Annotated in this window: 5 protein-coding genes; 4 read left to right on the forward strand and 1 reads right to left on the reverse strand. The window is 33.3% G+C overall.

Features of this window, described 5'->3' with window-relative positions; translation table 11 throughout:
• Positions 1 to 2: 2 nt before the first annotated feature.
• The 3 genes from uvrB to ABWO04_RS09500 all read left to right on the forward strand — a co-directional run bounded on the left by uvrB (position 3) and on the right by ABWO04_RS09500 (position 4,331).
• Positions 3 to 1,991 carry an excinuclease ABC subunit UvrB gene (gene uvrB / locus ABWO04_RS09490; RefSeq protein WP_353079486.1) on the forward strand — a complete coding sequence of 663 codons (1,989 nt, stop codon included), beginning with the start codon at positions 3 to 5 and terminating at the stop codon, positions 1,989 to 1,991.
• A 294-nt stretch (positions 1,992 to 2,285) separates the two neighbouring features.
• Positions 2,286 to 3,260 carry a phage exclusion protein Lit family protein gene (locus ABWO04_RS09495; RefSeq protein WP_353079487.1) on the forward strand — a complete coding sequence of 325 codons (975 nt, stop codon included), beginning with the start codon at positions 2,286 to 2,288 and terminating at the stop codon, positions 3,258 to 3,260.
• A gap of 126 nt (positions 3,261 to 3,386) precedes the next feature.
• Entirely contained in the window at positions 3,387 to 4,331 is a 945-nt protein-coding gene (locus ABWO04_RS09500) for a hypothetical protein (RefSeq protein WP_353079488.1), read from the forward strand.
• A gap of 54 nt (positions 4,332 to 4,385) precedes the next feature.
• Here the strand turns inward: ABWO04_RS09500 and mnmC2 are convergent, their stop codons facing one another.
• The gene (gene mnmC2, locus ABWO04_RS09505; RefSeq protein ID WP_353079489.1) at positions 4,386 to 5,054 is read right to left on the reverse strand and encodes a tRNA (5-methylaminomethyl-2-thiouridine)(34)-methyltransferase MnmC2; all 669 of its coding nucleotides are present in this window, start codon (positions 5,052 to 5,054) and stop codon (positions 4,386 to 4,388) included.
• Positions 5,055 to 5,482: 428 nt separating this feature from the next.
• Between mnmC2 and ABWO04_RS09510 the strand changes: the two genes are divergently transcribed.
• Positions 5,483 to 5,755 (forward strand): DEAD/DEAH box helicase (locus ABWO04_RS09510; RefSeq protein ID WP_353079490.1); only part of this gene is annotated, 273 nt, incomplete at its 3' end.

Raw genomic sequence — 5,755 nt, forward strand, 5'->3', positions numbered from 1 at the left:
AAATGAAATTCCAAGTAGTATCCGATTACGTTCCCACTGGCGACCAGCCTCAAGCAATTGAAAAATTAGCTAAAGGCATCATCAATGGCGAAAAATACCAAACCTTATTAGGGGTTACGGGTTCAGGAAAAACATTTACGGTAGCTAATGTGGTTCAAGAAGTGCAGAAACCTACTTTAGTTTTAGCACACAACAAAACCCTTGCGGCACAATTGTATTCGGAATTTAAGCAATTTTTTCCTAATAATTCTGTACAATATTTTGTTTCGTATTACGATTATTACCAACCCGAAGCCTTTATTCCGGTAACGGGAACCTATATTGAAAAAGATTTATCTATTAACGAAGAACTCGAAAAACTTCGTTTAAGCACCACCTCTGCCCTACTTTCTGGCCGGAGAGATATCATTGTAATTTCATCGGTTTCTTGCTTATATGGTATTGGAAATCCGGTTGAATTTCAGAAAAATGTGATTACTTTAAAAAGCGGACAAGCCATTTCTCGAACCAAATTATTGCATCAATTGGTGCAAAGTTTGTATGCGCGTACCGAAATGGAATTTACGCCTGGAACTTTTCGTATCAAAGGCGATACCGTAGAAGTATTTCCAAGTTATGGCGATGAACCGTTTCGAATTCACTTTTTTGGCGATGAAATTGAAGAAATTGAAGCGTTTGATGCCCGAACGTCACAAGTATTGGAAAAATACGATTCGTTAAGCATTTATCCTGCCAATATGTTTGTGACTTCTCCAGATGTTTTGCAAAAAGCCATTTGGGAAATCCAACAAGATATGGTAAAACAAGTCGAATATTTTCGCGAAATCGGCAAACATTTAGAAGCCAAACGCTTAGAAGAACGCACCAATTTCGATTTAGAAATGATTCGCGAATTGGGCTATTGTTCTGGAATTGAAAACTATTCGCGTTACCTTGATGGTCGCGAACCGGGTACGCGTCCTTTCTGTTTATTGGATTATTTTCCAGATGATTATTTGATGGTTATTGATGAAAGTCACGTCACCATATCGCAAGTACACGCGATGTATGGTGGCGACAGAAGCCGAAAAGAAAACTTGGTAGAATATGGATTCCGTTTGCCTGCCGCAATGGACAACCGCCCTTTAAAATTTGAAGAGTTTGAAGCCCTACAAAATCAGGTGTTATATGTTTCTGCTACGCCTGCCGACTACGAAATGCAAAAATCGGAAGGTGTGTATGTAGAGCAAATTATTCGCCCTACAGGATTATTAGATCCGATTATTGAAATTCGTCCAAGTGCGAATCAAATAGATGATTTAATTGAAGAAATTCAGTTACGATGCGAAGCCGACGAGCGTGTTTTAGTCACGACGTTAACCAAACGAATGGCTGAAGAATTAGCCAAATACCTTACCAAAGTTTCGATACGATGCCGTTACATTCATTCCGATGTAGATACTTTGGAACGTGTAGAAATTATGCAAGATTTACGAAAAGGCGTTTTTGATGTGCTAATTGGCGTCAACCTATTACGTGAAGGTTTGGATTTACCCGAAGTATCGCTTGTGGCGATTTTAGATGCGGACAAAGAAGGTTTTTTACGAAGCAAACGTTCGTTAACGCAAACCGTAGGGAGAGCCGCCAGAAACATTAACGGAAAAGCCATTATGTATGCCGACAAAATTACGGCAAGTATGCAACACACTATTGATGAAACCATTTACCGCCGCGAAAAACAAACGGCTTACAATACCTTACACGGCAAAACGCCACAATCTTTAAACAAGAGTTTGGGCAATACTTTTAGCGCCAATTCCGTTTCTACACAATACTACGAAAACCAAGCCTACAAAGCCGCCGAACCCGAAAGCGAGTACCTAAGCAAACCCGAAATTGAACAAAAAATTAGGGACAAACGTAAACTAATGGAAAAAGCCGCTAAAGAATTAGACTTTATGCAAGCCGCCAAGTTTAGAGATGAAATTAAAGCATTGCAAGAAAAGTTGTAAAAAAAATTTAAATTCCAAATCTTAAATTCCAAATCTTAAATTCCAAATTCCAACACCTTTTTACGATTTTTCCTTTCGACTTTCGACATTCGACTTTCAACTTTTTCCCTTTTACTTTTTACTTCATTTTTGTAGGAATCATTCTACAAAGAAGTTTCAAAATGATTTAATATATTTGATTTAAATAAAAAAGTAAAAAAAACTTCGCAAATCTACCCAAATATGGGTGTATATACGAAGTTTTATTTCGCATATAAATGAGTTAGCCGTCATGTTACCCAAAAAAACTTAAAAATGAATTGGATTTTTCAAAAAGAAGGAGAAATAAATCATTACCGTGAAAGATTTCACTTTGGAAATCAACCAATTCGAGTATTACACAATATGATAGTTTTCATTTTTCAAAATACAAATCCAGATTTTGAAAAAGAATTAAGTAATACAATTGCAGAAAAAGGAATTTCAAAACAAATTAATATAGTTTATGGTGACCATAGAATAACAAAAACACCATTTATAAAATTTGACGACAGAGCAATTTATTTGGAAGAAACATTTTTATCCTATTTGTGGTGTATTTGCCATTCTATTTATACAATTTATCTTCAAAAAATAGATTTTCCAAAACATAATAGTTATTACGGAAAAGAAGTATACAAAATTGATGACGAAATATTAGAAAAAGCAAATGAACTTTTTAGATACGCAAAGTTTTTAATTGTTGACTTTGAAACATGGGATAAAGAAAAACTTCCAAACCCTGAAAAATATCTCGCAGAATATAGAGATTACATAGAACAACCAAACTGTTTTTACACAGAAGCCAATAAATTTATCTTATGCCATGAATATATTCATGCTGTAAAACACATTGATGAAATTGTAAACAACAAACTTGAAAATTCACATTATATAGAATTTGAAAAAGAAGCAGATTTTGAGGCAATAGAATTAATTAAAAAAGGAATATTTCCAAATAAAATTAATGAATTGCCGATTCAAATTGGAATTACTTTGGGTATTTTATCGATGTTCTTCTTTAAAGCTACAACAACCGGAATAAAACATCCAAATACAGAGGACAGATTAGTTTCAGCATTGAATCAACTAAATTTAAGTGCTGATTCTGAATGTTGGGGAATTGCTTTATTAGGTCTTGAATTATGGGGAGAACAATTTAATTTAAACTTGACATGGAATAAACAATTAAATGTAAAAGATGCTTTCGAAGACATGATAAAACAAATAAAAGAAAACACGAACGGCTAACAGCAGTTTGCAGAAATGGCGGGTTTAGTGCTAAATTGAAAGCAAGTGCATATAAATCACTCACTTCGTCAAACTGCAAAACGTTAGCAGAAAGCATCTAACAAATCTTATAAATTAAACAACCTAATGGAAGTTATAAATTCATTTTTTAGTAACATTAAAGATAAATTAACTAATCCTTATTTTGGAACACTTATATTAGTGCTAATAATTCATCATTGGGAATTATGGTATACATTATTCAACTTTGATTCTGACTGCACATTACAAGATAAAATTTTTTTTATAAGAACATATATTAATGATAATCTTTCATTTATATTATTTATGTGGGAGGCATTACAAGCAATAATTTATATGTTTTTAGGTTATTTAATTATTGTTGGAACAAGAAGTTTGGTAATATGGGTAGAATTTGGATTAATGCCAATGATAACTGGAAAAATTATCAACAAAGACGTTGTGAGAAAGAATGAATATGACAATGTAGTAAAAGAACGCGAAGAATATTTTGACCAATATGAAGAACAAAGAAAAAATGTTAGAATATTCTCTAAAACAATTGATGAACAAACAGAACAGATAAAACAAAAAGATGAAAATCTATTAGAGCAAAGTAATACAATTACAAGAACTATTAAAGAGTTAGACATTACTAAGAAAAAATTAGAAAACTCAGAAACCAGTAATAAAAAAAACACCATTGATATACTTGACTTAAATGAATCTCTTAATCAATTGAAAAATGAGAATGAAATTAAGATGATACAAATTGAAAATTTCTCAAACATATTCTTTTACCCTGTGAGTGAAACATTTTTCAATTCACCAGACAAGTTTCCTCCACCAATTACAGACAAAGTCGCAGAATTAAAAAAAGATAATAAATGGAACACCTTTTTGTCGGTAGGGCATTTTTTTGAAAATGGTGGGACTATTGGTGGAGAAGCGTTAACTCAAATGATTGAAAAAGGTTTCGCATTTGAAAGAGGAAGTCGTGAAGAGTTCACAGCCATTGGTAAAATTATTTGGAGATATCGTGAAATATTTAATAATTACAAAGTTAATTAACAAAAATACCCCCGCTGCCGCTCGAATCCTTTCGCGTGGTAACTAAAAAAATAATTACCCAATTTTCAAAGCACGCAACATTTCTCTTTTTCCGGGTGCGCCTGGTAATTTTTTGGTTTCAAAACCAGCGTGTTGCATAGCATTTTTAATGGTGGTACGGCACGCATAAGTGGTTAATATGCCTTTGCTTTTTAGGGCATCGTACATTTTTTCAAAAATAGCTTCATTCCATAATTCGGGTTGCACGTTGTAGCCAAAAGCATCAAAATAAATTAAATCAAACGTGTTTTCATCAGTAATGTCATTAAAAAATTGTTTACGCTTGGTTAGGGTAAAATTAGACGTTACTTCAATAGTTTCTTCCCAAGGCAACGTATGTAAGCATTCAAAATCCGCTTGACGGTTGGGTACTTCCAATTGCGTGACGTAGTTGAGCTGTACAATATCTTCAAATGCTACTGGATACGCTTCAACGGCAACATAATTCACTTTTATTTGTCGGTGTTCGGCTTCCAACATCGTAATGAATGCATTTAATCCGGTACCAAAACCAATTTCTAAAATCGAAATTTCCAAAACGTCTTCAAAAAGTGCCAATCCGTTTTTTATAAATACGTGTTTTGCTTCTTGTATCGCACCAAATTTAGAATGATACGTTTCATCCCATTCTGGAATATAAATAGACGTAGAACCGTCTTTGGTAATGATAATTTCGTGTTTCATCTTGTGGGTAAAAGGACAAAGGTAAAAGGAAAAAGGCAAAAATCAATAGCAAACTTTTTATATTAAAAAATCCGTTAAATCATTGAAATCCGTGTTCCTATCATATCAAACGAAATTTCTATGTTCCCTATCTAAAGCGAAGCTTCTAAATAATTTCAAAAAAAACTATGTGCCTATGTGTTTAAAATTAAAAATTAGTGGAAATCCGTTACATCTGTCAAATCTGTGTTCCTATCATATCAAAACGAAATTTCTATGTTCCCTATCTAAAGCGAAGCTTCTAAATAATTTCAAAAAAAACTATGTGCCTATGTGTTTAAAAAAATAATCTGTGAAATCTATTAAATCCGTGTTCCCAATTAAAAAACTTCTAACTTCTGACTACTAACTTCTAACTTAATGTTATCTTTGCCTAAATTTTCATACAAATGGTTACATTCGAACAACTTAATCTTCCAATTTCGCTACAAAAAGCTATAGACGATTTAGGTTTCACAACTCCCACTCCTATCCAATCAAAAGCCTTTCCAATCGTTATGTCTGGTAGAGATGTAATGGGTATTGCACAAACCGGAACGGGTAAAACGTTTGCCTATTTGTTACCTATTTTAAAGCAATGGCGATTTGTACATACCGATATACCGAGAGTACTAATTTTAGTGCCTACTCGAGAATTAGTAGTGCAAGTGCACGAAGAAATT

It is taken from the genome of Flavobacterium sp., from assembly GCF_040382755.1.
Classification (GTDB): domain Bacteria; phylum Bacteroidota; class Bacteroidia; order Flavobacteriales; family Flavobacteriaceae; genus Flavobacterium.

What these genes read in the sequence shown, in the direction of transcription:
- uvrB (WP_353079486.1), top strand. Translation starts at nt 3, where the DNA reads ATGAAATTCCAAGTAGTATCCGATTACGTTCCCACTGGCGACCAGCCT.
- mnmC2 (WP_353079489.1), bottom strand. Translation starts at nt 5,054, where the DNA reads ATGAAACACGAAATTATCATTACCAAAGACGGTTCTACGTCTATTTAT.
- ABWO04_RS09495 (WP_353079487.1), top strand. Translation starts at nt 2,286, where the DNA reads ATGAATTGGATTTTTCAAAAAGAAGGAGAAATAAATCATTACCGTGAA.
- ABWO04_RS09500 (WP_353079488.1), top strand. Translation starts at nt 3,387, where the DNA reads ATGGAAGTTATAAATTCATTTTTTAGTAACATTAAAGATAAATTAACT.